Source organism: Neorhizobium lilium (genome assembly GCF_004053875.1).
Taxonomy (GTDB): domain Bacteria; phylum Pseudomonadota; class Alphaproteobacteria; order Rhizobiales; family Rhizobiaceae; genus Neorhizobium; species Neorhizobium lilii.
In genome coordinates this window covers 245,680-272,383 of sequence record NZ_SBIP01000002.1, presented here as the reverse complement: position 1 = coordinate 272,383, position 26,704 = coordinate 245,680, and the positions used below count along the sequence as shown (strand labels likewise).

Here is a 26,704-nt window from a genome sequence, read left to right as displayed (position 1 = left end):
CTGACCCTAGAAGCCGAGCAGGTGGCGGCAGATCATCGCCACGGCCCAGCCGGCGCCGAGCATGAGAAGGCCGGGATAACGGATCCCGGCTGCGAGCGCCACGACCATGGCGATCTTCACTTCCCAGCCACCGTTGAAGAAGGACGGCGCCACCAGCGTCGTGAGGACGGCCGCAGGAACCGCGTTCAGCGCCTGCTCCATTCTAGGCGGGATGGTTTTCAGGCGCGTGATCAGCACATAGCCGCCAATCCGCGTCGCGAAGGTGGCGATGGCCGCGGCAAGGATCAACAGAAGCGTTTCGTTCGACATCTGCGCCTCCAACTCAGTTTTCGGTGTCACTGGCAGCCGTCACCGGCTGAGCGAGGCTGGGCAGAGGCAAGAATGCCGCGACGACCACGCCCGCGGCAGCACCAATGCTGACATGCCAGGGAGAGCCGATGAAATGATAGGCGAGCACCGAAGCGAGCGCGCTGGCGAGAACCGTGGGGTAGAAGCCGGGCTTGTGGCGAAAGCCGATCACAAGACCCAGGAAGTAGATCGGCAGGAGTACGTCGATCGCCAGCACCTTCGGGTCGCCCAGCATCTGCCCGAAAAAGGCGCCAACGGCGCTGGAAATAACCCAAGGGACGTAGATCGCCGAGCCGAAGGCCATATACCAGGTAAAGCTTACGCCCTGGCCGCTTTCCTCGCGCTTCACGCTTTCCGCAAATTGCGGGTCGGTGAGCAGGAAGAAGGTAAAGAATTTCTGGAGCGGACTGAAATGCGCGATATAGCGCGCGAGTGCCGCAGAATAGAGGACGTGGCGGAAATTGACTGCCAGCACGGACAGGATGACGAGCCAGGGCGCCACGTGGTGGCCGAAGAGTTCGATGCCGACCAATTGGCTTGCGCCCGCGTACACGCTAGCGCTCATCAAGGTTGCTTCGCCGACGCTTAGGCCGTTGTCGGTGGCGACCGCCCCAAACAGGATCGCAAAGGGTGCGGATGAGATGGCGATGACGAGACCGCCTCTAATGCCTGATCGAACGTCGTCGCGATTCATCGGTTAAATCCTTCGTGGAGGCTGCGTTTAGAGCCGCCTGCCCAAGGGAGCAATCGAATTGCGCTGATGCAGTGATGGATTTTCCTGATGAGACACTTATGGAGCCTGGCCTACAACTGCCGAGGAGTGTCAATCCGCCAGGATTGCCTCGCTTGAAACGATACCTATCCCTTTGGCGCGCATTTCCTTGATGGCGGTTTTCGCGCCTTCAGGGTCTATGCCGCGGCTCGCGTCCTCGATGAAGCGGACCTCCACGCCCGGCAGCATATCGACAGCGTCGAGCGCGGAAAACTTCACGCAATAATCCGTCGCCAGCCCGCAAACATCCAGTTCATCGACCTGCTGGGCCTTGAGATAGCCAGCCAGCCCGGTCAGCGCCGCCTGGTCGTTGTCCCGGAAGGCGGAGTAGCTGTCCACCGCCGGGTTCTCGCCTTTCTGCTGAATGTAATCGATGGCGTCGAGGTCCAGGTCCGGATGGAATTCGGAGTCGCCGGTGCCCTGCACGCAGTGGTCGGGCCACATGACCTGCGGTGCGCCGGAAAGCTCGCCCATCTCGAAAGGCTTTTTACCGGGATGCTGCGAGGCGAAGCTTCCGTGGTTAGCCGGGTGCCAGTCCTGCGAGGCGACGATGACGTCGTAGCCCCCTTCGGCAATCAGCCGGTTGGCGACCGGCACAATTTCGTCGCCATGCGGAACAGGCAGGTTCCCTCCGGGGCAGAAACCGTTCTGGATATCGACCAGCAGCAAAGCCTTCATCGCCATCTCCTCCTGTGGATCGGAATCATGCCAAGCCTGCGGCCTTGGATCAAGGCTTGAGGCCGAATCACTCGAATTCGTCGCATGGATTCCGGTTGCGAACGATCTGAATGCCACCTTACGCAACTTCGCCCGCCGTATTTATCTGCCGTTTGTCTGAAAATACCGACCGGAAGTTGCGGTGTTCCAGCTGGTCGCAATTCACCGTGCATCCCCAAGAATTAGAAAACGATGCTGGCAAACCGGCCATTAAATCCGTCGCAGACGCATTAAAATTCTAGGTTAACCTTGAAGTAAGGGGAATTTGTCGCTAAACAGCAACAGTCGACGGGTTGACCTGCCTCAATCGCTGCACAACAGAGACACCCTGTTGCCGCATTTAGGCTAAAGTTCCGACGGCATGCGCTCTTATGTGCACCACCGAACTTCCAATCGGGGCGACGTAAAGACATTGGTTACCATAATCGTTCATTCTCATGAGCAGTCGGATGATGGCAGGGAGCAGGTTGTGTCTGTGATGCTCGTCCGAGGTGATCTGAATGGTAGGGCTGCAATTGCGGCTTCTGCTTGTGTGAGTAACGGTTCGGGTAGCAAGTGATGGCGCGTTCTTCAGTAGCTTCAGCCAAAGTCAATCAGGCGCGTAAAGCGTCTCCCCGCCGCAAGAAATCCCGCTCTCTTCTCGCCAATGTGACGCTCGGCGTCGGCCTTGCGGCAGCAACGCTCATTGGCGCGTCCATGGTCACCATGGCGACGGCGGTGAAGTCGGCGTCGAACGTGAAATTCGAGACGGCGCTCGTGCCCGCCAAATTTTCCGCTGCGCCCATGGTCGCGTCCGCCGACCGCAGCCTCGACATTTCCAAATTCTCGCGCCTGCCGGGAAGTACGCCGGCCAATCCCAAGAGCAAGCGTCTCGAAGGCGCCGATGTGGCGGCCTTTGCTGCGCGTCGCCCTGACGAATCCAGCCTGCGCGATGCGGTGCATGTGGCCATGGCCAAGGCCTCGCGTCATTCGCAGGCCGAAGAGCAGTTTGCAGCGCTTGAGAAGAGCCGCCCCGAAGCGTCCGCCATCAAAGCCGTGCTCGGCACAGCCATGGCAAGCCTCGTCGTGGTCGCGCCTCGCGGCGATAGCCCCATTCCTGATATGATCCAGGACGCTCAGTCGACCACCAAGGTCGCCGAGCTCAACCAGATGAAGCCGGTCGAAATGGCGTCGATCGAACAGACTGCTTTTGAAGAGGACGACGCGGACACCGACGATAGCATGTCCATCGTCGAGGAATCGGTCCCGGTTCCCAGCTCGGCGCCCGAGCAGATGCAGGCGGCGATTCCCGATTACTCGCTGCCCAAGGCTGGCCCGCTGCCTGTCATTCGTCCCTCTTCGGGCATGGATGTCAAGCCTGCCAAGCCGAACGCACTTGCGGCGATCGCGGCGGTTGCACCGCAGAAGCCTGAGAAGGATGACGCCGAGAAGCCTACGGTTCTCGCCTTTGCGCGCCCCGATAATCCCATGCGTGAAGATTCCGGCCGCGTGTCGCCCACCGTTCCGGCGCCGAATTGGCCCGGCATCGGCACCAAGGTCGCCGTCTATGACATTACCGGCGGCGTGGTTTACATGCCGAATGGCAACAAGCTCGAGGCCCATTCTGGCATCGGCAAGATGCGCGACAACCCGTCCTTCACACATGTCACCATGCGCGGCCCGACGCCGCCCGGCACCTACAAGCTTTCCATGCGCGAGTCCCTGTTTCACGGTGTAGCCGCCCTTCGCCTGACGCCGGTCGACGGCAAGGCGCCGCAGGGCCGCACGGGTATTCTTGCCCACAGCTTCCTGCTGCGCGTTCGCGGCGACAGCCATGGCTGCGTTGCCTTCGCCGAATACGACCGCTTCCTGAAGGCCTTCCAGCGCGGCGAAGTCACGCATATGGTCATCGTGCCGAAATATGACGGCAAGCGTCCGGGCCGTGGCACCAATGGCGGGTTCCTTGCCAAGCTGTTCGGCGGCAAGGACGCCTGAGGCGTCTCGATCAGCCTAGAATGTTGCGGGCGACGCGGATGAAGATTCGCGCCCCGATCGGGATCAGATCATTGGGAAAATCATAGTTCGGATTGTGCAGGGCAGGGGTATCCTCGCCTGCGCCCAGGAAGAACATGGCCGACCTGGAGACCGCGCCGAAGCGGCCGAAATCCTCCGAAGCCCGCAACGCCTCTCCCGTTTCATGCGGAATGCCTTCCGCATCGAGAGCCGCCCCCAGATGCGCGACCGCATCGGGGTGATTCTCCGAATGGAGGAAGACGTCGTGATAGTCGAACCGATGCTCCAGCCCGCATTTGGCGGCAACCCGGACGACCAGAGCCTCTGCCGCATCCACGAGCGCCTGCATGCCGGCATCGGTCATGGTGCGCAGCGTCACCCACAGTTCCGCATGGCCCGGCGCGATGCCGAAGGCCGGTTCGCCCAGCACGGCATGGGTCACCGTCAGGAGGACAAGATTACCTGTCGTGATGCTTCCGCTGCTCAGCGCCGTCAGCGACGGCATCAGCATGGCAAGCGCCGGCATGGGCGAAACGCCTGTCTCCGGCATGGAGGCATGCGCGGTCCGGCCGGTCAACGTGATCTTTAATCCACGCGAGGCGCAGTTGGCGGTTCCTTGCTTCAGCCAGACATGCCCGAGCGGCAGGCTTGGAAAATTGTGCAGTGAGAAGCTATAGTCCGGCGAAAGCTCGACAAACCTTTCGTCGGCAATGACGGCCGCCGCACCGGCGCCGGTCTCTTCTGCCGGCTGAAACAGGAGGACGACGCGACCCTGGCTCGGTCGCGACCGCCCAAAATGCCGGCCTAGCGCCGTCAATATCGTCATGTGGCCGTCATGGCCGCACATATGCCCCTTGCCCGGAATGGCGGAGCGATAGTCTGGGTCACCTGTCTCCTCGATCGGCAGGGCATCCAGCTCGGCTCGGAAGAGAATGGTTGGCCCGGGAAGGCCACTGTCATAGATTACGGCGAGGCCTGTCCCGCCGAGCCCGGTGATTACACGATCCGGCGCGGTCCCGGCCAGGAATTTTTCGACCTCCGCCGCCGTGCGAACCTCTTCGCCGGAGACCTCCGGCATGGCATGCAGCCTGCGGCGGAAGGCGGTGAGCTCGATAAGGTCGGTGTTGGTGAGGTACATGGCGAAGCTCCATCGAGATCTTGGTTGATCAAGGGGTAGCTGTCGTTAGGAGGCGCGGCAAGGGTAGGTTTAGACGAGTAGTTGTGGCAATTGGTGAGTCGGCTCGATCTTCGTTCAATGTTTGCAGGTCCGCTCACGCCCGCTCCACAAACCCGTCCAGCACGCGCTTCTGGCCGGCGCGGTCGAAGTCGATGGTCAGCTTGTTGCCTTCGATCGAAGCGACGTTGCCATTGCCGAACTTGACGTGAAAGACGCGGTCGCCCACCGAAAACTGCGAGGGCGTGTCGGCCACGGACTTGGCCACCAGTTCGCCGTCTATGGTGCGGGTGCGGGGGCCGCTTTCACCATAGCCGATGCGCTCTACCGCATGTCCTGAGCGGCTGCCCCAGTTGTCGCGCGTTGCGTCGCTCTTGTTGGCCTGGGCACGTTTCCAGCCGGGGGTCGAATGGGTGTTGGCAAAAGGATCGGCCTTGTCGAAGCGTGACTGGCCGTAGCCGCCCCTGCCACCTCCCTGGCCGCCATAGCCACCATAATTGCTTTCAGAAACGGCCACGTCCACATGCGCCGCCGGCAGTTCGTCAAGGAAGCGCGAGGGCATGGTGGATTGCCACAGGCCGTGGATGCGCCGGTTTGACACGAACCAGATATGGCAGCGGTGCTTGGCGCGTGTCAGGCCCACATAGGCCAGCCGCCGTTCCTCCTCCAGGCCGGAGCGTCCGCCTTCGTCGAGCGCGCGCTGGTGCGGAAACAGGCCTTCCTCCCAGCCGGGCAGGAAGACGGTGTCGAATTCCAGACCCTTGGCCGAATGCAGCGTCATGATCGACACCGCGTCGAGGTTCTCGTTCTTGTCGGCGTCCATCACCAGCGATACGTGTTCGAGGAAGCCGCGCATGCTCTCAAACGCTTCCATGGAGCGGACAAGTTCCTTCAGGTTATCGAGTCGTCCAGGCGCTTCGGCCGACTTGTCGGCCTTCCACATGTCGGTATAGCCGCTTTCCTCCAGGATCTGCTCCGCAAGCTCCAGATGCGAAACCGTTTCAAGCCTTTCGCTCCAGTTCCTGAAGCTTTGGATCACATCGAACAGGGCCTTGCGCGCCTTGGGCTTCAGCTCGTCCGTCTCGGTGATCTGGGAGGCTGCGGCGAGCATGGGAATATCGCGGGCACGAGCATAGTCGTGCAGGTTGCGGATGGTCGTGTCGCCCAGGCCGCGCTTCGGAGTGTTGACGATCCGCTCAAAGGCGAGATCGTCGGCCGGCTGACAGACGAGGCGGAAATAGGCCATGGCATCGCGGATCTCGAGCCGCTCGTAGAAGCGCGGGCCGCCGATGACGCGATAGTTCAGCCCGAGCGTGACAAAGCGGTCTTCGAACTCGCGCATCTGGAAGGAGGCGCGCACAAGGATCGCCATGTCGTTGAGGTTGTGCTTCTTGCCGTCCGAGCCACCGCGCTGCAGCCGCTCTATCTCTTCGCCGACAGCGCGCGCTTCCTCTTCCGAATCCCAGGCAGCATGTACCTGCACCTTCTCGTCGTCCGGATCGACCCGGTCGGTGAACAGCGTCTTGCCCAGCCGTCCCTCGTTATGGGCAATCAGATGGCCGGCGGCGCCGAGGATATGTTCTGTCGAGCGGTAATTGCGCTCCAGCTTGATCACCTTGGCGCCGACGAAATCCTTCTCGAAGCGGAGGATATTGTCCACTTCGGCGCCGCGCCAGCCATAGATGGACTGGTCGTCGTCGCCCACGCAGCAGACATTCTGCGGCGTGCCCTGCGGGCGCTGGGCCAGAAGCCGCAGCCACATATACTGGGCAGTGTTCGTGTCCTGGTACTCGTCCACCAGGATATAGCGGAAGCGTTGGTGGTATTCCTTCAGGATATCCGGGTTCTGGCGGAAGATGGAAATCGGATGCAGCAGCAGGTCGCCGAAATCGCAGGCGTTCAGCGTGCGCAGCCGCGCCTGATAGGCGGCATAGAGTTCGCGGCCCTTGCCATTGGCGAAGGCGCGGGCGTCACCTTCGGCAATATCCGGCGGCGTCAGCCCCTTGTTCTTCCAGCTGTCGATCATACCGGCAAACTGTTTTGCCGGCCAGCGCTTGTCGTCGAGGCCTTCCGCCTGGATCAGCTGCTTGATCAGCCGCACCACATCGTCGGTATCAAGAATGCTGAAGTCGGAGCGCAAGCCCGCCAGTTCCGCGTGGCGGCGCAGCAGCTTGACGCCGATCGAGTGGAACGTGCCCATCCACGGCATGCCCTCGACGGCCCCGCCGACGAGCACGCCAACGCGCTCCTTCATCTCGCGGGCCGCCTTGTTGGTGAAGGTGACGGCGAGGATCTGGCTTGGATAGGCGCGAGCTGTCGCAAGAATATGGGCAATGCGGGTGGTCAGAACCCGGGTCTTGCCGGTGCCGGCACCGGCCAGCACCAGCACGGGTCCATCGAGCGATTCCACCGCTTCGCGCTGTTCCGGATTGAGGCCGGACAGATACTCCATCGCCGCCCGGTTGCCGTCTCGGGCAGCCATGGCGCGGGCGGCAATACCAAGCCCCGCGGCGGCGGCTGGCGAGGCAGCGCTACGCCGCGGCGCCGGCTCTTCGGGCGCGTCGTCGAAAAACGGAATGTCGTCAAAGCTGTTCGTCATGCGGCCAATGTAGTGATTCGGACCCGAAAGACCAGAAAATGTTCTGCTTTCATTCACAGTCCCGTGGCAATGCCGGCCTATTTATGAAGATCGACAAGGGATCGATGAGGCGAAGGAATGGCGGCTTTGTCCTGACATATTCGTGATGCCTGATAGAGTTACAAAGCGGCAAGATTGGCGTGCCGCCTATTGATCGATATCGTTCAAACACGGATAGTTGAGGTTGTGGTTGCAACCCTGCGGAGGAGATTTGGTGCGGATCTGGAAACAGCTTCTGGCAAGCGTGATCGTCTTGTTGGTCATCCTCGGGCTCTGGGTTTTCCTGGTGCCGAGTGCCGGCGACAGTTTGATCCGCATGGGTGTGCCGGGCAAGGCGGTGGCCTTGTTGCGTGGTGCGCCTAGCTCCCCGGAAGCGGCATCCGACCAGACTGCGCGTGGCGAGCCGGCTGAGGGCGCAGCGCCTGCTGCGGTTCGTCAGCGCAGCGGCGCAGGCAATGGCAACGGTCCACGTTCGACGCTGGTGGCGGTCGAGCCGGTAGTGCTCGGCATTGTCAACGACCGGCTATCGGCAATCGGCAGCGGCGAGGCCATCCAGTCCGTGGTGGTGATGCCGCAGGCGACCGGCACGATCACGGAGATCCTCGTGTCTTCGGGTCAGAAGGTCGTGAGGGGCCAAGTGCTTGCGCGGCTGGACAACGAAGAACAGCTGATCGAGCAGGAGAAGGCGCAGGTCTCTCTCAAGAGCGCTGTCGAGAAATCCGCATCCTACAAGAACCTCCAGTCGGTTGCCCGGCTGGATGTGCTCGATGCGCAGATCGCCGAGCAGTCGGCGCGTCTGGCGGTCTCGACAGCCGAATTCAACCTGAAACGCCGCAATATTCTCGCGCCGATCGATGGAATCGCTGGCATCGTCGCGATCAATATCGGCGACAACGTCACCACGCAGACCAGTATCGTGACGCTGGACGATCGCTCTTCCATCCTCGTGGACTTCTGGGCGCCGGAGCGGTTTGCCACCGCCATCCAGCCGGGGCAGCCGGTGGAGGCGACCTCGGTCGCGCGTCCGGGCCAGGTCTTCAAGGGCCTCGTGCAGAACATAGACAACCGCATCGATGCCGCCAGCCGTACCATGCGCATCCGCGCCAAGGTGGACAATGCGCAGGACCAGTTGCGGGCCGGCATGTCCTTCGGTGTTGCCGTGCGATTCGCGGGCGAAACCTTCCCCTCCGTCGATCCGCTTGCCGTGCAATGGGATGCGGAGGGCTCCTTCGTCTGGCAGATCAAAGACGCCAAGTCCGTCAAGACGCGTGTGCGGATCGTTCAGCGCAACCCGGATTCGGTGCTTGTGGATGGGGCACTAAAAGAGGGCGATCAGGTTGCCATCGAGGGTTTGCAGCGCGTTCGCGAAGGCGGGGCGGTGCGTATTGCCGGCGCGAGCGGGCCGGAGGTCGCCAGTCAATGAAGACGGAGACGGAACTTCCGACCCTCGGTCATACGAGCGGTCATGCGCATAGCAAGGCCGGGCAGGGCTTCACGGCCATGTTCGTGCGCCGGCCGATCCTGGCGGCCGTCATCAACACGCTGCTCGTCGTGGCTGGGATGGCCGCCTTTTTCGGTATCGAAGTGCGCGAATTGCCGGATGTCGATCAGCCGGTGATCACTGTGCGCACTCTCTATGACGGCGCCTCGCCGCAGACCATGGACCAGGAGGTGACCCAGGTCATCGAAGGCGCGGTCGCGCGGGTCAGCGGGCTGAAGGCGATGTCGTCGGCATCGCAGTTCGGTTCCAGCCGCGTCACCATGGAATTCTCCGATTCCGTCGATCTGTCGGAGGCGGCCAATGACGTGCGCGACGCGATCGGGCGCATTGCCAACCAGTTGCCCGATGAGGCCGACGAGCCGCAGATCGTCAAGGCGGATGCGGATTCCGACGCTATCCTCCGGCTCGCCGTCACCTCCTCGACCCTTTCGATGGAAGATCTCACCCAGCTGGTCGACAACCAGATCGTCGATCGGCTCGCAGCGGTGGAAGGCGTGGCGGACGTCACGCTCTATGGCGACCAGGAAAAGATCTTCCGCGTCGATATCGATCAGGCCGCGCTTGCGGGCCGTGGCATGACAGTGAGCGATGTTGCCAAGGCGCTTGCAACGGCGGCATTCGACGTTCCGGCCGGTTCGCTCCAAAGCACCCGTCAGGATATCGTGGTGCGGGCCACGGCAAGCCTGACGACCCCCAATGATTTCGAGAACGTGCTGATCGGCCCGAATATGCGCCTGCGCGACGTGGCGACGGTGACGCTCGGGCCAGACGACGGCAACACGACGCTTCGCTCGAACGGCGTCCAGGGCATCGGGCTCGGCATCATCCGCCAGGCACAGTCTAACACGCTCAACATTTCGGCCGGTATCAAGCAGGCGGTGGCCGACATGCAGGAAACCCTACCGAAGGGCACGAGCGTCGTGATCACCAGCGACGATGCCGTCTTCATCCAAGGCGCGTTGCACGAGGTGGAGTTGGCGCTGATGCTCTCGGCCGGCATCGTGGTCGTCGTTATCTACCTCTTCCTGCGGGACTGGCGCGCCACCATTATCCCGGCCCTGACCATGCCGGTCGCGCTGATCGGCACGCTGGTGGCGGTCTATCTCGCCGGCTTCTCCATCAATATCCTTACTCTGCTCGCCATCGTGCTGGCGACGGGCCTCGTGGTGGACGATGCCATCGTCGTGCTCGAAAATATCGTCCGGCGCCGGGCGGAAGGCATGGGTCCACGTGCTGCGGCAGTTATCGGCACGCAGGAAGTGTTCTTCGCCGTGCTCGCCACCACCGCCACGCTTGCTGCCGTCTTCATTCCGCTGTCCTTCCTGCCGGGGCAGATCGGCGGCCTGTTCCGCGAATTTGGCTTCGTGCTCGCCTTTGCCGTCGGTCTGTCGTCCATCACGGCGCTGACGCTTTGTCCGATGCTGGCATCGCGGATGCTGACGCGGCCGATTGTCGAAAAACACGGCCTGCTCGGTGCGCTCGGTTCGGGCTTTGCGCGTCTCTATGCCGTCTGCCTGCGCTTCTGTCTCAATGCGCCGCTGGTGGTGATCCTCTTCTCATTGGTGTTCTCCTTTGCGGCCTACCAGGCCTTCGGATTGGTGAAGAGCGAGATCACGCCGCGCGAGGACCGGTCCTCGATCATGCTGCGGCTCAGCGCACCGCAGGGGGTCAGCCTGGATTACACGCAGGACCAGATGCGAAGAGTCGAGGAGAACCTCCAGCCGCTGCGCGACAGCGGAGAAATTCGCAACATCTTCTCGATCTCCGGCTTCGGCAGCAATATCAACAGCGGCTTCATGGTGCTGACGCTGGCGCCTTGGGACGAGCGCGCCCGCAGCCAGGACCAGATCGTTGCCGACGTGAACCAGGCGCTGGCGCGCGTGCCGGCGCTGCGAGGGTCCGCGCAGCAGGGCAACAGCCTGAAGATCCGCGGTGCCGGCAACGGGCTGCAGATGGCGCTGGTCGGCAATAGCAGCGAGCAGCTGACCGAGGCGGCTCTGAAGATCATCCACACGATGGAAGACAGCCGTTCCTTCGATACACCGCGGCTTTCCAACGAACCGACACAGGCACAGCTTTCCGTCAGCATCGATCGCGAGCGGGCCTCGGATCTCGGCATAGACATCACCGGGCTTGCCACGGCCATGCAGTCGCTGCTGGAAGGCCGCTCCATCGTGGACGTCTTCGTGGATGGCGATGCGCTGTCCGTGAAGCTCAACTCTACAACGCGGCCGATCGACGACCCGACAGACCTCGAAAACATCTTCCTGAAGACCGGTGACGGAAAGATCGTGCCCATGTCAACCATTGCCACGCTGAAGGAAATGGCGGTTTCGCCACAGCTCAACCGTGAGCAGCAGCTGGCCTCGGTGTCCTTCCAGGCGAACCTTGCCGATGGCGTGGCGCTCGGCGATGCGGTGGCGGAGGTGACCCAAATCGCAAAGCCACTGATGCCGCCCGGCGCGCGGCTCATTCCGCTTGCCGAAGCAAAAACGCTGGGCGAGAACTCAAACGCGATGCTGATGACTTTCGGCTTTGCCATCGCCATCATCTTCCTGGTGCTCGCGGCACAGTTCGAAGGCGTGTTGTCCTCGATCATCATCATGTCGACCGTGCCGCTGGGGCTCGCCTGCGCCGCCTTTGCGCTCGTCGTCACCGGCTCCAGCCTCAATGTCTACAGCCAGATCGGACTGGTGCTGCTGGTCGGCGTCATGGCGAAGAACGGCATCCTGATCGTGGAATTCGCAAACCAGCTTCGCGACCGCGGCGCTGAGGTGCGGGAGGCCATTGAAACCGCCTGTCGCCTGCGGCTGCGACCGGTGATGATGACGATGATCGCGACCGTTGTCGGCGGCGTGCCGCTGGTGCTTGCCAGTGGCGCCGGTGCAGAGGCGCGCATCGCGCTCGGCTGGGTCATCGTCGGCGGCCTCGGCTTTGCAACGCTGGTGACGCTGTTCATCACGCCGGTGGCTTATCTTCTGCTGGCGCGCTTCACCAAACCGCATGCCCATGAAGAGCAGCGCTTCCATCAGGAACTTGCGCATGCCTCTCGATCGGAAGATGTGGAAAAGAAGCAGACGCCACTGCTGGCGGCGGAGTGATCCGTAGGAGGCGACACGCGGCATGAGTCGGGACAAGGAACTATTGGCGCAAATCTACCGGGACTATATCGCCTGCCTCAATTCGCAGGACTGGGCGAGGCTTGGGCAGTTCGTGGCTGACGACGCGACACATAACGGCAAGCAGTTCGGTTTGGCTGGCTACCGGGCGATGCTGGAAAAGGATTTCGACGACATTCCAGATCTGGCCTTCAATATCCAGCTGCTGGCCTGCGATCCGCCTTACGTCGCGAGCCGGCTCCTTTTCGACTGCCGCCCCAAGGGAGAATTTCTCGGCCTGCCCATCAACGGCCGCAGGCTCTCCTTCGCCGAGAACGTTTTTTACCGGTTCGACAACAGCAAAATCGTCGAAGTCTGGTCTGTCATCGACAAGGCGGCGATCGAAGCACAGCTGCAGTCAGACAGCGGAAGAGGGCCTGTCTGACTGGCCACGAAATCTAATGCGCTTAGCCGGAACACCCGCATAAATTCCGTACGGCTCGGTTTCACCGCGGACGACCGAACCAGCGGCAATCACGCAGCCATCAGCTATCTTGGCCCCGTCGAGGATCACGCAATTGGCTCCGATCCACACGTCGTTGCCGATGGAAATCCCTATTGCTGTACTTCTCTGCAAACGAATGGGCACGTCCAGCGCATCGAAACTGTGGTTGGCCGGAATGACGGTTGTGTGGGCTGCAATTCGCACGTTGTTGCCAATCGTCAGCCCGCCACCACCATACAGAATTGAATACGGATTGAGGCTGAAGTGATCACCTATGACGATGTTTGCCCTCCCGCATCGGATGATTGCTCCATATCCGATATCGGCCTCTACTCCGAATCGGACCGAGCCTTTGTCGGCGTCGATCCTGACGCCGCTTCTGATTGCCCCACGCTTCCCGAATTTAACCCGGCCTCCGCCAGCAATCACAGCCAGTAGAACACGCAGTCCACGCACACCCATTGCAACCCTCCTTGGCAAGCCGTCCTCATTTCTCAATGCGGACCGAAAAGCAACCTGTGAGCGTGTCTCGATTTGATTTAGGCGTTAGAGTGCAGTCGCCGCATGTAGGCGAACACTTCCAGGAAGCCCACCTAACGGCTTTCGTCTGGACAAAGCCGGGCCTCTCTCGTACCCCAGGCTGACATTTGGAAATGCAGGAGACGAATATGGCATTGCGCGACGTAAAGCCCGACCTTCGCAACGAGGAGGGCACTGTGGCTGTGCTCGGCATCCTGAAGCAGACGTTCGGCGAGCGCTTTCAGACCGGCCAGAGTTTTCGCGAGCAGCACGCCCATACCACGACCTATCTGCCACCGCAGCTACCCGACGGTGTCGTCTTCGTGGAAAGCTCGGATGACGTAAAGGCGGTGGTTTCCGCGTGCGCCGAACATCGCGTGCCGATCATCCCCTTCGGCGTCGGCTCCTCGCTGGAAGGCCAGGTGAACGCACCTTCGGGCGGGATATCGATGGATTTTACCCGTATGAACAAAGTGCTGCGCATCAGCCCCGAGGATCTCGACGTCACCGTGGAGCCGGGCATTACCCGCGAGGAGCTCAACCGGGAACTGCGCGCGACCGGCTTGTTCTTTCCGATCGATCCGGGCGCCAATGCCTCGATCGGCGGCATGACCGCGACGCGCGCCTCCGGCACCAATGCGGTGCGCTACGGCACGATGAAGGATAATGTTCTGTCGCTCACCGTCGTGACCGCGTCGGGGGAGGAAGTCCGCACCGCCAGCCGCGCCAGAAAATCGTCGGCGGGCTACGACCTGACGCGGCTTTTTGTCGGCTCCGAAGGCACGCTCGGCGCCATCACCTCGATCACGCTGCGGCTGCAGGGCATCCCGGAAAAGATCGGCGGCGGAGTGTGCGCCTTCCCGACCGTGGAAGCCGCCTGCAATGCCGTGATCATGACGATCCAGATGGGTATTCCAGTCGCGCGGATCGAGCTTCTCGACGATATGCAGATCCGCGCCTGCAATGCCTATTCCAATCTCTCCTACGCCGAGAAGCCGACGCTGTTCCTGGAGTTCCACGGCACGGAGGAGACAGTCGCGCTGCAGTCGCAGCAGTTCGCCGAGATCGCTGCAGATTGCGGCGGCGACGAATTCCGATATACCGCCGATGCGGAGGAAAGGGCAAAGCTCTGGAACGCCCGCCACAATGCCTATTGGGCCGGGCGGGCGCTTGCTCCTGAACTGGACGGGCTATCGACCGACGTCTGCGTGCCGATCTCCCGGCTCGCCCAATGCGTTGTCGAAACCCAGGCAGATATTGCAAGGGAAGGGTTGCTTGCGCCGATCGTCGGTCATGCCGGAGACGGCAATTTCCATGTCCTCGTCATGTTCGACGGCAAGGATCCGGCATCGGTCAGCAAGGTCGAAGCGTTTACCGAACGGCTCAGCCGCCGTGCACTTGCCATGGACGGGACCTGCACGGGCGAACATGGCATCGGTCAGGGCAAGATGGCTTTCCTCGAAGAGGAGCTTGGCGGATCGGTCGATCTCATGCGCGCCATCAAGCGCAGCTTCGATCCCGGCAACATCTTCAATCCGTCCAAGATCTTCCGGATGACGTGATGAGACACGCCCATGAGGTTGACTTGCGCGTCAGCCTCATGGAACTAGTCATCGCTTAAAGCAGGGGGAAACCGGCGTTGTTCGGACGCATTATGTTGGCATTGGGTGGGTTGGTCGTATTGGCGCTGTTCACGGCGCTTCTGGCCCCTTTCTTTGTCAACTGGTCAAGCTTCCGTGTGGGGTTCGAAGAACAGGCGAGCCGGATGCTCGGCAAGAAGGTCAGCGTCCACGGCACGGTCGATGCGCGTATATTGCCCTTTCCGTCGGTGACGCTGCACGATGTCCGCATCGGGCAGGACGTGGACGGCGAGCCGCTGATGGAGGTGGCGCGGTTTTCCATGGACATGGAACTGGCGCCTTTCCTGTCGGGTGAGGCACGCATCTTCGACATGCGGATCGAAGAGCCAAAGGCCCGCTTGCGTATCCTGAAGGACGGCACGCTTGCCTGGATGCGTGGCAGTCGTGCGGCTCTGCCGGCGGATGCGGTGGTGATCGAAGACGTGCATGTCACCGGCGGGCAGATAGACCTCATCGACGAGCAAAGCGGGCAGACACGGCACATTACCGGGCTGTCGGCCGATCTCTCCGCCAAATCGCTGCGAGGTCCCTGGCAGGGGGAGGGCAATGCCATCCTCGACGGCTATGAGGCGAAGTTCAATCTGCTGAGCGGCGAGGCGGACCCGGTCGCCCAGAAGGTGCCGTTGCGGTTGCGCATCACGCCCGATTTCCAGCCGCTCGAAGTCGAGTTCGATGGCGTGCTGGCAACGGTAGACAATAAGCCGACCTATAATGGTGGGTTCAACCTTCGCTTGACGGACGAGGAGACCGAGAATGAGCCGGTCAGCGCACCGCCGCCCGGCCCCCGCGTCAAGGGTGGGTTCGAGCTTACCAACGAGCGGATACGCATTCCTCAATATCGCCTTGAAGTCGGTGCGACCGACAACCCTTATGTCGTGACGGGCGAAGCAACGCTCGATACCGGCCTCAAACCGGAATTCCTGCTGACGGCGGATGGCCAGCAGATCGACGTCAACAGGCTAGGCGATGGGCCGCAGGCGAAAACGGGACGCGATCCGGCCGCTTCCGCTCAACGGCGCATCAACGCTTTCCTCAAGATGGCGGCCTCCATCCCCATTCCGCAGGTGCCGGGCCGAGCGAGCCTCAAGCTTCCCGCCATCGTCATCAACGATACGACCATTCGCGACATCCGCCTGGATGTGCGTCCCGCAGGCCGCGGCTGGACGGTGGACAATGGCGTGGCCACGCTTCCGGGCCGCACACAGCTGGAAGCGAAGGGCGCGCTCAACCTGCGCGACCGGGTTTCCTTCGTCGGCGACATGCTGGTCGCATCGAGCCAGCCCTCAGGACTTTCGGATTGGCTTTCAGGGCGGGTGGATCCTGCGATCCGGCAGCTTCGCTCAGCGGGTTTTTCAGCGAAGGTCAATCTGACGCCGCAACTGCAGCGCTTCGAAAACCTGGAACTCGCTATCGGCGCTGCGACCCTGAAGGGACGGGTGGAGCGGCAGTCGCCGCCAAACCAGATGCCGAACCTGTCGCTAATGCTTGCCGGGAACGAGATCGATATCGATGCCATGCGTGCGCTTGGGTCGCTGCTGACCGGCGACGATGCGGGGCAGGACGTTCTCGACCATCGCATTGCGGCAAGCCTGAAGGCTGACCGGTTTACCGCACTCGGCGTCGCGGCCACCAAGGTCGATACTGCTTTCACCATCGCCGAAGGGGTGCTGTCGCTCGAACGGCTCAATATCGGCAATATCGAGGGCGCGGGTGTCTCGGCCAAGGGGCGCGTCGAAGGCTCGCTGCTGTCCTATGCCGGCTCCGGCACTGTGGCACTCAAGTCCGCCGATCCATCAGCCTTCCTTGCCATGCTGCGCGACAGGCTTCCACAGCATCCGCTGCTAGACCAGTTGGCGCGCAATGGCAGCTGGTACGCCAATTCGGATCTGTCCGCTGATATCGCCGTGGGCGGCGCGCTCGGTGGCGTGAATATCAAGGTCAAGGGGATGTCCAATGGCAGCAGCGTCGCTACGGAAATGACGTTGCCGGGTGTATTCGACCTTACCGGCGGCGATGCGTTCACCTTGAACGCGACGCTCAGCAATCCCGAGGCGACGGTACTGCTGGGCCAGGCGGGTCTCGATCCATTGCCCTTCGGCGGCGATGGTCCGGGTACGCTCAGTCTCGCGGTAAAGCAGGGCGAGACTGGTCCGGCTGCCACGACGCTCTCCTTCAAGACGCCGAAGACTTCTGCCGAGGTGAAGGGTGCAGTCAACCTTCAGAACGAGGGTTTTGGCGAGGGCCAAGGGCATGTCTCGCTCAATAGCGCCGATTTCGAACCCTATCTTCTGGCAATGGGCATGGGGCTCCCGCAATTCGGCAGCGGGCTTCCGGCGAAGGTGGAGGGAGACGTCAAGCTCTCGCTGGAACGAGTGGATGTGACTGCGGTTACCGGAAACATGGCCGACAACGGGTTCAGCGGGGCGTTTTCGATCGATCGCAAGGCGCCTGGTCTTCCCGCAACGGGCAGCTTGCAGGCGGACGCGCTGGATCTGCCCTGGCTGGCAGAGGCTGTGTATGGACCGCTGACGGACGCGGCGACGGACGAATTTTCGGCTAAACCCTTTGCGCGGCCGATCTTCGGCGGCGCCGATGTGTCTCTGGACGTAAAGGCTGGAAGCCTGCACGCCGGTGCCCTGGGCACTGCGAAGGACTTCAAAGGGAAGGTGACTTATCGCGGCGGCGGCATGACGATCGATGATGCGTCAGGCGAATGGTTCGGCGGCAAGCTCGGCGGGCGGCTGATGATGTCGAACGGGGAGGGTGCAGGTATCCTCCAGCTGCGCCTTTCAGCCGAGAATGCCGATCTTGGGCCACTTGTCTGGGCGAGCGGTGGTAAGCCCGTGGCAACCGGCCGGATGTCGTTCGGGCTTTCGGCTGAATCGACGGGCAAGACCCTGTCGGAGCTGCTGCATGCTGCAAGCGGCTCCGGTGAGCTCCGCCTGAAGGACCTGGGGATCGATGGCCTCAACGCCGAGGCGTTGAAGCCACTGATGGCGGCAGCGGACAAACTGCAGGGCGAGATCACCGAGGAGCGGGTGCGGCCGCTCGTTCCGCCGCTGATCCATGCAGGGCATACCCAGGTCGGGAATGTCGTGGTTCCGTTCACCATCACCGGCGGTGAGGCGAGGGCGCAGAACGTGACCGCTGCCTCTGGCGCGACGAAGCTGCTGGGAGAAGGGCGTCTCGACCTGCTTGACGATGAGATCAATGCCGAACTCGGGCTGACCTTCGATCCAGGCGATGAGGCCATAGTCGGCGGTGACCCCACCATCCGGCTCAACTATTCCGGCTCCCTGGACGCGCCGAAGGAAGCGGTAGATGTTTCGGCCGTCAGCAGTTTTCTTTCCCAGCGCGCCTTCGAGCAAGAGCGCCGCCGTGTGGAGACCCTGCAGGCGAGCGTTCTGGAAAAGCAGCGTCTGAGGCGTGAAGTAGCGCTCTATACCTTCCGTGCCGGCGAAAGACAGGCGGCGCGGGAGAAGGCGGAGAACGAGGCAAGGCAGCGCCGCGACGCCGAAGCGGCGGCTATGGCTGCCGCTGCGGCGAAAGCCCAGGCAGACCGCCAGCGGCAGTCTACTAGTCCACCGCCCTTCGTTATTTCGCCGACACCTGACGTATTCCGAACGCCTGACGCGCTTCCGGCGCCGGGCGGGTCTTCCTTGTCGCCCGGCTCCAACTTTCCGGGCGTACAGCCGTAGCCAGCAGCCCGGCAACCGAGAAACAGGAAAGTGTCAGATTGGCTTTGAGGGCTTTTTTAACGCGACGTCGGTGCCAGCTTTGAGCCAGGCAAGAACATACAGGCGCAAGGCGGAGGAGAGATTATTGCTCTCGCTCCTGGCATCGTCCACTTCGGCGATCAACGCTGCCAGACTGATATTGCGTGAACCGGCTATTGCTTTCAGCTCAAGCCAGAACTCGTCTTCAAGAGAAAAACTGGTGCGATGACCATGTAAGGTCGCAGAATGTTTTCGGATCAAGCTTAGCCCCGTCACCTTCATGGTGATTGATGGAGCGCAATTGAGTGGGTCGATTGCGCTCCGTCAAGGCGATGACATGAGCGCGCCTAACGAAGCGTTAATGCTGTTAGTCCTTGTCCCGAAAAGGATTTTCGAGCTTGCCCTGATCCAGGGTTTTTGCCGCTTTGTCGTTCAGCGCCTTGGTCAGCGACTTCTCCACCTTGGTACGGCCGAAGGCCAGGCGGTTCTGGTCCGCCTGTTTTTCCTTTTCGGACCGGCGCTTGTCCTTGCGGAACTGGCGAAGGTTGACGACATCGGCGCTCATCGCCTGGCGCTCCGCCTACTGCTTCTTGCGGAAGGAATCGAGAGACACAACTGAGCCGGGCTTCTTCTCTTCGGTCGCGTCGCCTTGAGCCTCCGCAGGCTTGGCGATAGGTTCGAGAGGGATCGCCGTGATCTCGGCGGTGACTTCCTCCTCCTCTTCCGTCATGGGCACTTCGAACTCCAGCTCGAAGTTGACGGATGGGTCATAGAAGCCGCGCACGGTATTGAAGGGAATAACCAGCCGCTCCGGCGTATCGGAAAAGGAGAGGCCGATCTCGAACTGCGTCTCGTTGACCTTGAGGTCCCAGAACTGATGCTGGACGACGATCGTCATCTGCTCGGGATATTTCGACTTCAGGTGCTGGGAGATCCGGACCCCCGGCGCGCCGGTGAGAAAGGTGATGAAGAAATGGTGGTCACCCGGGAGCCGGCCAGTTGCCGCGACTTCGGACAACACCTTGCGGATGACGCCACGAAGCGCGTCCTGCGCCAGAATATCGTAACGGATGTGATCCTGCCCCATTCGGTCCTGTCTTTCTATTGTCGTCTCGTTGGAGACGGTTATGCCATGTGTATCGCGCACGGAAAAGCCCGCAGCGGCAATCGAGTCAGGCACTATAGTAAGCGAGTGGAGAACGAAGGTGAAGGCTTCTGTTGCCAGGTGCCTTCGGACCCCGCCTTACGGGGCTAACCGTAAGGGCTTAGTTCGGGTTTCCCGCACCGCCGTTAGGCAGCGAGAGCATAACCCTTAGCGTTGTTGTCATTTGCAACTACACTGTTTGACCCGATAACGGTGGTATCATGCCGAGCAAAAGTTCGATCTTTACGCCCTTGTCGATCCTATTTCGCCCCCATCAAAAGCCGGTCTCGCAGACCGAACCGGTTTTTGGTGGAGGCGCCGGGTACCGCCCCCGGGTCCAATAGGTTTATTACACCGACCGTTTATTGCCATAGCCGCACCGAAGTCCGGCACGAGTGATATAGGTGCTTTGGCAGGAGATGAAAAGGGGGCAAAGGTCATTCCTTTTCCATCGTCCTCTGGCGAAGTGGGGATGTCGCCGCTAGTTACTCTCCGCAATACGGGCCGCATTTGCGGCAATGACATCAGGAGGAGAGACAGCATGGGCAAGCGGATCGTATTTACCGGAGGAAGCGGCAAGGCCGGCCGGCATGTGGTGCCTTATCTCGTCGATCAGGGCCATGAGGTTCTCAACCTCGATCTCGTGCCGCTCGACCATCCCGGCGTGACCACGCTGACGACCGATCTCAGAGACAGCGGCGAGGTGTTCAACGCGCTTTCCATGCACTTCGATTTCGAGGGGCTTGAGAGTGGCCGGGGACCTGCGCCTGTAGATGCCGTGGTGCACTTCGCCGCCGTGCCACGCATTCTTCTGCGGCCGGACAACGCGACCTTCCAGGCCAATGTGACCTCGACCTACAATGTTATCGAAGCGGCCATGAAGCTCGGCATTCGCAAGGTCATCATCGCCTCGAGCGAAACCACCTATGGCGTCTGCTTTGCCGAGGGCGACAAGGACTACCATTCCTTTCCGCTCACGGAGGACTATGACGTCGATCCCATGGACAGCTACGGGCTCTCCAAGGTCGTCAACGAAAAGACAGCGCGCGCCTTTGCCATGCGGTTCGGCGTGGATATCTATGCGCTTCGGATCGGCAATGTCATCTCGCCGGAAGATTACAGCCAGTTTCCGGGCTTCCTGGCGGATCCTCCCTCGCGCAAACGCAATGCCTGGAGCTATATCGACGCCCGCGACCTTGGCCAGATCGTTCATCGCTGCATCGAGAAAAGCGGTCTCGGCTTCCAGGTTTTCAACGCGGTCAACGATACGATCACCGCGCGGGAACCGACCCGCGAATTTCTCGAACGCTGGGCGCCGGGGACGCCGATCCTGGGGGAACTGGGCACGGACGAGGCGCCGATCAGCAACCGGAAGATCCGGGAGGTTCTCGGTTTTGCCGAAGAGCATAACTGGCGGAACTACGTGAAGGCGTGAGGCAGCACAAACCCCGGGACAGGCGCTGGCGGCGATTTGCTCACGCCGCGCCTCGTCTCTATAATGCCTGCTCGACCAGGAATCGGTGGCTTCCATGAAACAGTATCTCGATCTTCTCCGCCATGTGATGGAACAGGGCACCGACCGCGGCGACCGCACGGGCAAGGGCACGCGCTCCGTGTTCGGACACCAGATGCGGTTCGATCTCTCGGAAGGCTTCCCGGTGCTCACCACCAAGAAGCTGCACCTGAAGTCGATCATCCATGAACTGCTGTGGTTCCTGAAAGGCGATACGAACATCGCCTACCTGAAGGAAAACGGCGTCTCCATATGGGATGACTGGGCCGACGAAAATGGCGACCTCGGTCCCGTCTACGGGCATCAGTGGCGGTCCTGGCCGGCAGCGGATGGCGGACATATCGACCAGATCGCCCAACTGATCGAGGGGCTGAAGGTCAACCCGAATTCCCGTCGTCACATCGTATCGGCGTGGAACCCGGCGGAAGTGGACGAGATGGCTTTGCCGCCATGCCACTGCCTGTTCCAGTTCTACGTCTCCAATGGCAAACTCTCCTGCCAGCTTTACCAGCGGTCCGGAGACGTGTTTCTCGGTGTGCCCTTCAACATCGCCTCCTACGCTTTGTTGACGCTGATGGTGGCGCAGGTGGTGGGGCTGAAGCCTGGCGATTTCGTCCATACGCTGGGCGATACGCACATCTATTCGGATCATTTCGACCAGGCGCGGCTGCAACTGACCCGCAGTCCGAAACCGCTGCCGACCATGCGCATCAACCCCGACGTGAAGGACATCTTCTCCTTCCGCTTCGAGGACTTTACGCTGGAAGGCTATCAGGCCGATCCGCATATCAAGGCGGCAGTGGCAGTCTGATGACTGTGCCGGTCGCCATTTTCGTTGCCATGTCCCGCAACCGCGTGATCGGGCGGGACGGTGGCATGCCATGGCGGCTTTCCACCGACCTGAAGCGCTTCAAGGCGATGACGCTCGGGAAACCGATGATCGTCGGGCGCAAGACGCTCGAATCCTTTGGCGGCAAGCCGTTGCCGGGGCGTCCACACATCATCGTGTCGCGCAGTCCCGATTTGCACGTCGATGGCGCGCAGGTGGCGACTTCGCTGGATGAGGCTCTAGCGCTGGCGCAAACGATTGCGGTAGATACCGGGGCAGAAGAGGTTGGGATACTGGGGGGCGGCGAGATCTACGCCCAGGCGATCCAGAAGGCTGACCGCCTTTACGTTACCCATGTTGAGGCAGAGATTGGGGACGGGGATACTTTCTTTCCTGAGATAGATCCCGCCGTATTCGAAATGGGCGAGGAAACGGCCTATCCCGCCGGCGAGAGCGACACATATCCGACGCGCTTCGTCGTCTATACCCGCCGCGCCGCGACAAACTGAGCCATTTCGTTACCAAACACTGGGAAGTTATTGAGGCCGCGTTGAAAGCGGCCCGCGTCATACCTATAACGGCAAGGCCGGGATCCTGGAACAAGGGACCGTCGGCATGGGAGTGGCAATAACAAAGAGGTTTTGATGCCCTGGAGCAATCAGAATGGTGGCGGCGGCGGCCCTTGGGGCGGCGGCGGAAGCGGCGGTGGCGGCGGTAACAACCAAGGCCCATGGGGGCAGGGACCGAACCGGCCGCGTGGAAGCGGCAATGGCGGACCGCCTGACCTGGAGGACATCATCCGGCGCAGCCAGGATCGCCTGCGGGGCGTCATGCCCGGTGGCTTCAACGGCGGCGCCTCCGTGATCGTGCTGCTCGTCATCGTCGCGTTCCTTGTCTTCCAGTCCGTCTACACGGTGCAGCCCGACGAGCGCGGCGTCGAATTGCGATTCGGCCGACCCAAGGACGAGATCTCCATGCCCGGCCTGCACTTCCATTTCTGGCCCTTCGAATCGGTCGAAATCGTGAAGGTCACGGAGCAGCAGCAGAATATCGGCGCACCTCGCGGCTCGAATTCCAATGCCGGCTGGATGCTGACCGGCGACCAGAACATCGTCAACGTACAGTTCTCAGTGCTGTTCACGGTTACCGATCCCAAGGCTTATCTCTTCAAGCTCGAAGGCCCGGCTGCGACCTTGCAGCAGGTATCCGAGAGCGCCATGCGCGAAGTGGTGGGCCGCCGTCCTGCACAGGATATTTTCCGTGACAACCGCGAAAGCGTCTCAACGGAAGTGCGCAACATCATTCAGGGTACGATGGATACCTACGGCTCCGGCATTTCCATCACGGCCGTACCGATCGAGGACGCTGCTCCGCCGCGCGAAGTGGCCGATGCCTTCGAGGAAGTACAGCGCGCCGAACAGGACGAGGATCGTTTCCTCGAAGAAGCAAACCAGTACGCCAACCAGAAGCTCGGTCAGGCTCGCGGCCAGGGCGCTCAGATTCGTGAAGAGGCGTCCGCCTACAAGGACCGCGTCGTGAACGAGGCGCAGGGTGAGGCGCAGCGCTTCATCTCCATCCACGAACAATATGCCAATGCTCCGGAAGTTACCCGGCGGCGCATCTTCCTTGAAACCATGGAAGCCGTGTTGAAGAATTCGAACAAGATCATTCTCGACGACAAGCAGGGCGTCGTTCCTTATCTGCCGCTCAATGAAATCAACCGAGCCCAGCCCGGTCAGGCGCAGGGGGCGACCCGATGATCTCCAATCGTTTCCCCGCATTCCTGATCGGCCTCGCCGTTCTGCTATTCCTGATCTACTCGTCCGTCTTCGTTGTGAACGAGCGCGAACAGGCAATCGTCGTGCGCTTCGGCGAGATCCAGGACGTCAAGCGCGAACCCGGCATCTATTTCAAGCTGCCCTTCGGCTTCATGGATGCCGACCGCGTTCAGTTCGTGGAAGACCGGGCACTCCGGTTCGATCTGGACAATATCCGCGTTCAGGTCCGTGGCGGTGCCTTCTATGAGGTCGATGCCTTCGTTGTCTATTCGATCACCGATCCGCGGCTCTTCCGCGAAACCGTGTCCGGCGACCGCGAATCGGCTGAATCGCGGCTTCGTACGCGTCTCGATGCGGCTTTGCGCCGCGTCTACGGCTTGCGCAACTTCGACGCTGCTCTTTCCAACGAGCGTGCTTCGATGATGCAGGAAGTGCGTGCCGACCTGAACACGGCTGGCGAGACCTTGGGCTTGACCATTCGCGACGTCCGCATCCGGCGTACGGATCTGACGCAGGAAGTGTCCCAGCAGACCTTCCAGCGCATGAAGGCCGAACGTCTTGCGGAAGCCGAACTCATCCGTGCACGCGGTAACGAAGCAGGCCAGCGCCGCCGCGCCATCGCGGATCGCCAGGTCGTGGAGATCGTTTCCGAAGCGCAGCGTGATTCGGAAATCTTGCGCGGCCAGGGCGATGCGGAACGTAACCGCATCTTCGCCGGAGCCTTCCAGCGCGACCCGGCGTTCTTCGAGTTCTACCGTTCGATGCGTGCCTATGTGGCTTCGCTGGCCGACAGCGGCACGACCATGGTGCTGTCGCCGGATTCGGAGTTCTTCCGGTTCTTCCGGTCGGCCGATGGTACGGAAGCCACATCGCCATCGGCGCCGGCGCTCGCCAATCCGGCTCCCGGTCGGCCCGCAACCGGCAATCCGGCAGCCTCACCTTCGGCGCCTGCCGCTCCTGCGCCGGCCGGCCAGTAATGTCATGACGGAGCGGCCTCGGTCGCTCCGTTCGTCCAGCCTGAATCCTCGGCGTTGCGGATGCCCTGCTGAAAGGTTATTTCCCCGGCCAGCGTTGCGCCCTATGCTCGCTGCCGAAACTCCGCCCGATTCCACGGCTGGAATGTCGCGCCGACCGGACGGATTTGCCCGGGTCGGCGTTGATCATCGAGAAGCGAGGATGCCACATGGCCCATTCCACCCTATCGTCCTGGAAGCGCTCGGTTGCCGTAGGCACGGCGCTCGCCTTGCTCGGTGTTCCCCTACATGCTCTGGCCCAGGTTCCAGCTGCGCCAACCGCACCGTCTCCCGCGCCTGAAGCAATTGCGCCCGGCGGCATGCTGCCGGCACCGCCGCCGACCGCGCCCACCATCAACCCGCCGTCCAAGGCTGCCGCTGTGCCCGCGGGTCCCTCGTCGGTATCGGATCTTGCGGAAGGTCTTCTCGACGCGGTCGTCAACATCTCTACCTCTCAAAGCGTCAAGGACGAAGGTGCCGGTCCGCAGCCACAGATCCAGCAGGGATCACCTTTCGAGGAGTTCTTCGACGACTTCTTCGACGACAAGAGCAATGACGGCAAGAACAAGAAGGTCTCCTCGCTCGGGTCGGGCTTCGTCATCGATCCTGCCGGCTTCGTCGTCACCAACAACCACGTCATCGAAGGCGCCGACGATATCGAAGTGATCTTCCCCAACGGCACCAAGCTGAAGGCGAAGCTGGTCGGCACCGACACCAAGACGGACCTTTCGGTGCTGAAGGTGGAGTCCAAGACGCCGCTGAAGGCGGTTCCCTTCGGCAATTCGCGCAACATGCGGATCGGCGACTGGGTGATGGCGATCGGCAATCCGTTTGGCCTCGGCGGTTCGGTGACGCTGGGGATCATTTCCGCTCGCGGTCGCAACATCAATGCAGGCCCGTATGACAACTTCATCCAGACGGATGCGGCGATCAACAAAGGCAATTCCGGTGGGCCGCTCTTCAACATGCGCGGCGAAGTCATCGGCATCAATACGGCTATCATCTCGCCCTCAGGCGGTTCGATCGGCATCGGTTTCGCCGTTCCGACGGAAATTGCCGAAAACGTCGTGCACCAGTTGATCGAGTTCGGCGAAACCCGCCGCGGGTGGCTCGGCGTCCGTATTCAGCCTGTTACGGACGACGTGGCTGCGAGCCTAGGGCTTGACCGCACGCGGGGTGCCCTGGTGTCGGGCGTGGTCGATGACGGTCCGATCAAGAGCGGCGAGATGAAGGCCGGCGACGTCATCCTGAGCTTCGACGGTCAGCCAATCAACGAAATGCGCGACCTGCCAAGGATTGTGGCTGAAAGCCCGGTCGGCAAGCAGGTCGATGTCGTACTGATGCGCGACGGCAAGCAGCAGACCGTGAAGGTCACACTGGGCAAGCTCGAGGATACGGCCGACGCCACTACCGACGACGACAAGCCGGCGGCACCCGAGGGGGAGGGCAAGGCTCCTGACGGCAAGGGAGGGCCGGGCGGCGCGCAAGGTCAAACGGCCGACGCGCCAGTCGCTCTTTTCGGGATGACGCTGGCGACGCTAGGCGACGAGCAACGCAAAAGCTTCGGCATTGCCGAGAGCGTCGAAGGCGTGGTGATCACCAAGGTCGATGAGGGATCGGTCGCTGCCGAGAAGGGACTGAAGCCCGGCGAGGTGATCGTGGAGGTCGCTCAGGATTTCGTGGAAAACCCGGGCGAGGTGACCGAGAAGATGGAGGCGTTGAAGACGGAAGGCCGCCGCAACGCGCATGTCATGATCGCCGACAAGTCCGGCAATCTGCGCTTCGTAGCGCTGCCCTTGGAGTAGTA

At 61.7% G+C, this 26,704-nt stretch carries 21 protein-coding genes and 1 other RNA gene; 12 read left to right on the top strand and 10 right to left on the bottom strand.

Annotated elements, in window-relative coordinates:
* Positions 1–6: 6 nt before the first annotated feature.
* The 3 genes from EPK99_RS07555 to pncA form a co-directional block, all read right to left on the bottom strand.
* Positions 7–309: an AzlD family protein gene (locus EPK99_RS07555; protein ID WP_128442440.1), complete on the bottom strand. Its 303-nt coding sequence runs from the start codon at positions 307–309 to the stop codon at positions 7–9.
* Between the two features lie 13 nt (positions 310–322).
* The gene (locus EPK99_RS07550) at positions 323–1,042 is read right to left on the bottom strand and encodes an AzlC family ABC transporter permease (RefSeq protein WP_128442439.1); all 720 of its coding nucleotides are present in this window, start codon (positions 1,040–1,042) and stop codon (positions 323–325) included.
* A gap of 129 nt (positions 1,043–1,171) precedes the next feature.
* Positions 1,172–1,798 carry a bifunctional nicotinamidase/pyrazinamidase gene (pncA, locus tag EPK99_RS07545; RefSeq protein WP_128442438.1) on the bottom strand — a complete coding sequence of 209 codons (627 nt, stop codon included), beginning with the start codon at positions 1,796–1,798 and terminating at the stop codon, positions 1,172–1,174.
* A gap of 597 nt (positions 1,799–2,395) precedes the next feature.
* On the opposite strand from pncA, the gene EPK99_RS07540 reads away from it, so the two are divergent.
* The gene (locus EPK99_RS07540; RefSeq protein ID WP_128442437.1) at positions 2,396–3,811 is read left to right on the top strand and encodes a DUF2778 domain-containing protein; all 1,416 of its coding nucleotides are present in this window, start codon (positions 2,396–2,398) and stop codon (positions 3,809–3,811) included.
* A 10-nt stretch (positions 3,812–3,821) separates the two neighbouring features.
* On the opposite strand, the gene EPK99_RS07535 is transcribed toward EPK99_RS07540, so the two are convergent.
* Both EPK99_RS07535 and EPK99_RS07530 read right to left on the bottom strand, forming a co-directional pair.
* A complete protein-coding gene (locus EPK99_RS07535) occupies positions 3,822–4,967 on the bottom strand; it encodes an amidohydrolase (RefSeq protein ID WP_128442436.1) in 1,146 nt (381 codons plus the stop codon).
* 133 nt (positions 4,968–5,100) lie between these two features.
* Positions 5,101–7,602: an ATP-dependent helicase gene (locus EPK99_RS07530; RefSeq protein WP_128442435.1), complete on the bottom strand. Its 2,502-nt coding sequence runs from the start codon at positions 7,600–7,602 to the stop codon at positions 5,101–5,103.
* Positions 7,603–7,855: 253 nt separating this feature from the next.
* On the opposite strand from EPK99_RS07530, the gene EPK99_RS07525 reads away from it, so the two are divergent.
* The 3 genes from EPK99_RS07525 (at position 7,856) to EPK99_RS07515 (ending at position 12,685) form a co-directional block, all read left to right on the top strand.
* Positions 7,856–9,064, top strand: a complete 1,209-nt coding sequence (locus EPK99_RS07525; protein WP_128442434.1) for an efflux RND transporter periplasmic adaptor subunit — start codon at positions 7,856–7,858, stop codon at positions 9,062–9,064.
* Positions 9,065–9,141: 77 nt separating this feature from the next.
* Positions 9,142–12,243, top strand: coding sequence for an efflux RND transporter permease subunit (locus EPK99_RS07520; protein ID WP_245582403.1), 3,102 nt, complete (start codon positions 9,142–9,144; stop codon positions 12,241–12,243).
* Positions 12,244–12,265: 22 nt separating this feature from the next.
* Positions 12,266–12,685 (top strand): ester cyclase, encoded by a 420-nt coding sequence (locus EPK99_RS07515; RefSeq protein ID WP_128442432.1) that lies wholly within the window; start codon positions 12,266–12,268, stop codon positions 12,683–12,685.
* Here EPK99_RS07515 and EPK99_RS07510 read toward each other — a convergent pair.
* Entirely contained in the window at positions 12,659–13,207 is a 549-nt protein-coding gene (locus EPK99_RS07510) for an acyltransferase (protein WP_128442431.1), read from the bottom strand. The two genes, EPK99_RS07515 and EPK99_RS07510, sit on opposite strands and share 27 nt — an antisense overlap.
* 206 nt (positions 13,208–13,413) lie before the next feature.
* On the opposite strand from EPK99_RS07510, the gene EPK99_RS07505 reads away from it, so the two are divergent.
* Together EPK99_RS07505 and EPK99_RS07500 are read left to right on the top strand one after the other, a co-directional pair.
* Entirely contained in the window at positions 13,414–14,826 is a 1,413-nt protein-coding gene (locus EPK99_RS07505; RefSeq protein WP_128442430.1) for an FAD-binding oxidoreductase, read from the top strand.
* A gap of 77 nt (positions 14,827–14,903) precedes the next feature.
* On the top strand, positions 14,904–18,602 hold the full coding sequence (locus tag EPK99_RS07500) for an AsmA family protein (protein WP_128442429.1): 3,699 nt from the start codon (positions 14,904–14,906) through the stop codon (positions 18,600–18,602).
* A 33-nt stretch (positions 18,603–18,635) separates the two neighbouring features.
* On the opposite strand, the gene EPK99_RS07495 is transcribed toward EPK99_RS07500, so the two are convergent.
* From EPK99_RS07495 to ssrA, 4 genes are all read right to left on the bottom strand, one after another.
* The gene (locus EPK99_RS07495; protein ID WP_128442428.1) at positions 18,636–18,881 is read right to left on the bottom strand and encodes a ribbon-helix-helix domain-containing protein; all 246 of its coding nucleotides are present in this window, start codon (positions 18,879–18,881) and stop codon (positions 18,636–18,638) included.
* A 106-nt stretch (positions 18,882–18,987) separates the two neighbouring features.
* Positions 18,988–19,185 (bottom strand): DUF4169 family protein, encoded by a 198-nt coding sequence (locus tag EPK99_RS07490; protein WP_128442427.1) that lies wholly within the window; start codon positions 19,183–19,185, stop codon positions 18,988–18,990.
* 15 nt (positions 19,186–19,200) lie between these two features.
* On the bottom strand, positions 19,201–19,707 hold the full coding sequence (locus tag EPK99_RS07485; protein ID WP_128443355.1) for an SspB family protein: 507 nt from the start codon (positions 19,705–19,707) through the stop codon (positions 19,201–19,203).
* A gap of 117 nt (positions 19,708–19,824) precedes the next feature.
* Positions 19,825–20,194: a transfer-messenger RNA gene (gene ssrA, locus EPK99_RS07480) on the bottom strand.
* A 111-nt stretch (positions 20,195–20,305) separates the two neighbouring features.
* Here ssrA and EPK99_RS07475 point away from each other — a divergent pair.
* The 6 genes from EPK99_RS07475 to EPK99_RS07450 all read left to right on the top strand — a co-directional run bounded on the left by EPK99_RS07475 (position 20,306) and on the right by EPK99_RS07450 (position 26,702).
* A complete protein-coding gene (locus EPK99_RS07475) occupies positions 20,306–21,199 on the top strand; it encodes an NAD-dependent epimerase/dehydratase family protein (protein ID WP_128442426.1) in 894 nt (297 codons plus the stop codon).
* Between the two features lie 94 nt (positions 21,200–21,293).
* Complete coding sequence (locus EPK99_RS07470) at positions 21,294–22,088, top strand: thymidylate synthase (RefSeq protein ID WP_128442425.1); 795 nt, start codon at positions 21,294–21,296, stop codon at positions 22,086–22,088.
* Complete coding sequence (locus EPK99_RS07465; protein ID WP_128442424.1) at positions 22,088–22,615, top strand: dihydrofolate reductase; 528 nt, start codon at positions 22,088–22,090, stop codon at positions 22,613–22,615. The genes EPK99_RS07470 and EPK99_RS07465 overlap by 1 nt, the downstream gene beginning before the upstream one ends.
* A gap of 135 nt (positions 22,616–22,750) precedes the next feature.
* The gene (hflK, locus tag EPK99_RS07460; protein WP_128442423.1) at positions 22,751–23,866 is read left to right on the top strand and encodes an FtsH protease activity modulator HflK; all 1,116 of its coding nucleotides are present in this window, start codon (positions 22,751–22,753) and stop codon (positions 23,864–23,866) included.
* Entirely contained in the window at positions 23,863–24,861 is a 999-nt protein-coding gene (gene hflC / locus EPK99_RS07455; RefSeq protein ID WP_128442422.1) for a protease modulator HflC, read from the top strand. The genes hflK and hflC overlap by 4 nt, the downstream gene beginning before the upstream one ends.
* A gap of 206 nt (positions 24,862–25,067) precedes the next feature.
* On the top strand, positions 25,068–26,702 hold the full coding sequence (locus tag EPK99_RS07450) for a Do family serine endopeptidase (RefSeq protein ID WP_128442421.1): 1,635 nt from the start codon (positions 25,068–25,070) through the stop codon (positions 26,700–26,702).
* The last annotated feature ends 2 nt before the right edge of the window (positions 26,703–26,704 follow it).

What these genes read in the sequence shown, in the direction of transcription:
- EPK99_RS07555 (WP_128442440.1), bottom strand. Translation starts at nt 309, where the DNA reads ATGTCGAACGAAACGCTTCTGTTGATCCTTGCCGCGGCCATCGCCACC.
- EPK99_RS07550 (WP_128442439.1), bottom strand. Translation starts at nt 1,042, where the DNA reads ATGAATCGCGACGACGTTCGATCAGGCATTAGAGGCGGTCTCGTCATC.
- pncA (WP_128442438.1), bottom strand. Translation starts at nt 1,798, where the DNA reads ATGAAGGCTTTGCTGCTGGTCGATATCCAGAACGGTTTCTGCCCCGGA.
- EPK99_RS07540 (WP_128442437.1), top strand. Translation starts at nt 2,396, where the DNA reads ATGGCGCGTTCTTCAGTAGCTTCAGCCAAAGTCAATCAGGCGCGTAAA.
- EPK99_RS07535 (WP_128442436.1), bottom strand. Translation starts at nt 4,967, where the DNA reads ATGTACCTCACCAACACCGACCTTATCGAGCTCACCGCCTTCCGCCGC.
- EPK99_RS07530 (WP_128442435.1), bottom strand. Translation starts at nt 7,602, where the DNA reads ATGACGAACAGCTTTGACGACATTCCGTTTTTCGACGACGCGCCCGAA.
- EPK99_RS07520 (WP_245582403.1), top strand. Translation starts at nt 9,142, where the DNA reads ATGTTCGTGCGCCGGCCGATCCTGGCGGCCGTCATCAACACGCTGCTC.
- EPK99_RS07515 (WP_128442432.1), top strand. Translation starts at nt 12,266, where the DNA reads ATGAGTCGGGACAAGGAACTATTGGCGCAAATCTACCGGGACTATATC.
- EPK99_RS07510 (WP_128442431.1), bottom strand. Translation starts at nt 13,207, where the DNA reads ATGGGTGTGCGTGGACTGCGTGTTCTACTGGCTGTGATTGCTGGCGGA.
- EPK99_RS07505 (WP_128442430.1), top strand. Translation starts at nt 13,414, where the DNA reads ATGGCATTGCGCGACGTAAAGCCCGACCTTCGCAACGAGGAGGGCACT.
- EPK99_RS07490 (WP_128442427.1), bottom strand. Translation starts at nt 19,185, where the DNA reads ATGAGCGCCGATGTCGTCAACCTTCGCCAGTTCCGCAAGGACAAGCGC.
- EPK99_RS07485 (WP_128443355.1), bottom strand. Translation starts at nt 19,707, where the DNA reads ATGGGGCAGGATCACATCCGTTACGATATTCTGGCGCAGGACGCGCTT.
- EPK99_RS07475 (WP_128442426.1), top strand. Translation starts at nt 20,306, where the DNA reads ATGGGCAAGCGGATCGTATTTACCGGAGGAAGCGGCAAGGCCGGCCGG.
- EPK99_RS07470 (WP_128442425.1), top strand. Translation starts at nt 21,294, where the DNA reads ATGAAACAGTATCTCGATCTTCTCCGCCATGTGATGGAACAGGGCACC.
- EPK99_RS07465 (WP_128442424.1), top strand. Translation starts at nt 22,088, where the DNA reads ATGACTGTGCCGGTCGCCATTTTCGTTGCCATGTCCCGCAACCGCGTG.
- hflK (WP_128442423.1), top strand. Translation starts at nt 22,751, where the DNA reads ATGCCCTGGAGCAATCAGAATGGTGGCGGCGGCGGCCCTTGGGGCGGC.
- hflC (WP_128442422.1), top strand. Translation starts at nt 23,863, where the DNA reads ATGATCTCCAATCGTTTCCCCGCATTCCTGATCGGCCTCGCCGTTCTG.
- EPK99_RS07450 (WP_128442421.1), top strand. Translation starts at nt 25,068, where the DNA reads ATGGCCCATTCCACCCTATCGTCCTGGAAGCGCTCGGTTGCCGTAGGC.